Genomic DNA, 1284 nt, shown 5'->3' with positions numbered 1-1284 from the left:
CGCCGCCGTCACGGACCTCGCGCACCGGAGCACCGGCGCCTCGCTCGACGACTTCGGCGCGCTCCTCGACCATCTCGCGCGGGTGCACCCCAGCCGGTACGGGGCGCTGTGCGAGGGCGTCACCGCCGTCTGCCTGACGGGCGTGCGGGCCGTCCCCGACCAGACCACGGCGCTGCGGCTCGTGGTGCTCGCCGACCGGCTCTACGACCGCGAGATACCGGTGGTGGCCTCGGGCGTGCCGTTCGACCGACTGTTCAGCGAGGACATGCTGCGCGGCGGCTACCGCAAGAAGTACTTCCGGGCCATCTCCCGGCTCACCGCGCTGGCCAGGGACGGTGAGCGCCTGGCCGGCTGAGCCCCGGCCCTCCTCCCGGTGGCGGGCGGCACCCGGCGGCGACATCATCGAGACCATGCCGAGCGACGTCCGCGACCTGCTGGCGATCCAGCCGGGCGACCACGTGAAACTCTCCGACCACCCCGCCGACGCCACCCCCGGCTTCGACGGCAAGAAACGCCAGGCCGTGCAGGAGGTCGCCGACCTCGGCCGGGAACTGGCCGACCTCCAGGAGCGCCTCTACGCCGCCGCCTCCGACGGCGACCGGCGGCGGGTGGTGCTCGTGCTCCAGGGCATGGACACCTCGGGCAAGGGCGGCACGGTCAAGCACGTCATCAGCCACTTCAACCCGGCCGGCTGCCGCATCAGGGCCTTCAAGGCGCCGACCGACGAGGAGAAGCGGCAACACTTCCTGTGGCGGGTCGACCGGGCCCTGCCGCAGTCCGGCGAGATCGGCATCTTCGACCGCTCGCACTACGAGGACGTGCTGGTCGTCCGGGTCCACGACCTGGTGCCCGAGGCGGTCTGGTCGCGGCGGTACGAGCAGATCAACGACTGGGAACGGATCCTCGCCGAGGACGGCGTCACCTGGATCAAGGTCTTCCTGCACATCAGCCGCGGCGAGCAGCGCGAGCGGTTGCTCGCCCGGCTCGACCGGCCCGACAAGCACTGGAAGTTCAGCCCCAACGACGTCCGCGAGCGGAAGCTGTGGCCCGACTACCGTACGGCCTACCAGGACGTGCTCGAGCGGTGCTCGACGGACGCGGCGCCGTGGTATCTGGTGCCGGCGGACCGGAAGTGGTACCGCAACTGGGCGGTCAGCCGCCTGCTTCTCGAACACCTGCGGGATCTTGACCCCCGTTACCCGCCCGGCGCCTACGACCCCGCCGAGGCGCGCGCGGCCCTGCTCCGGGCCTAGCCCGGTCTCCACTCCACGCGGGGTTTCCCCG

Annotated in this window: 2 protein-coding genes; both read left to right on the top strand. The window is 72.0% G+C overall.

Annotated elements, in window-relative coordinates; all coding sequences use genetic code 11:
• On the top strand, positions 1-355 hold a 355-nt coding region (zapE, locus tag E1265_RS36310), incomplete at its 5' end, for an AFG1/ZapE family ATPase (protein WP_132935188.1).
• A gap of 55 nt (positions 356-410) precedes the next feature.
• Positions 411-1253 (top strand): polyphosphate kinase 2 family protein, encoded by an 843-nt coding sequence (locus E1265_RS36305; protein ID WP_132935187.1) that lies wholly within the window; start codon positions 411-413, stop codon positions 1251-1253.
• The last annotated feature ends 31 nt before the right edge of the window (positions 1254-1284 follow it).

The organism is Streptomyces sp. 8K308 (assembly GCF_004348315.1).
GTDB lineage: Bacteria > Actinomycetota > Actinomycetes > Streptomycetales > Streptomycetaceae > Streptomyces.
The sequence above is the reverse complement of the archived record's forward strand: the minus strand, read 5'-3'. Positions and strand labels throughout refer to the sequence as shown.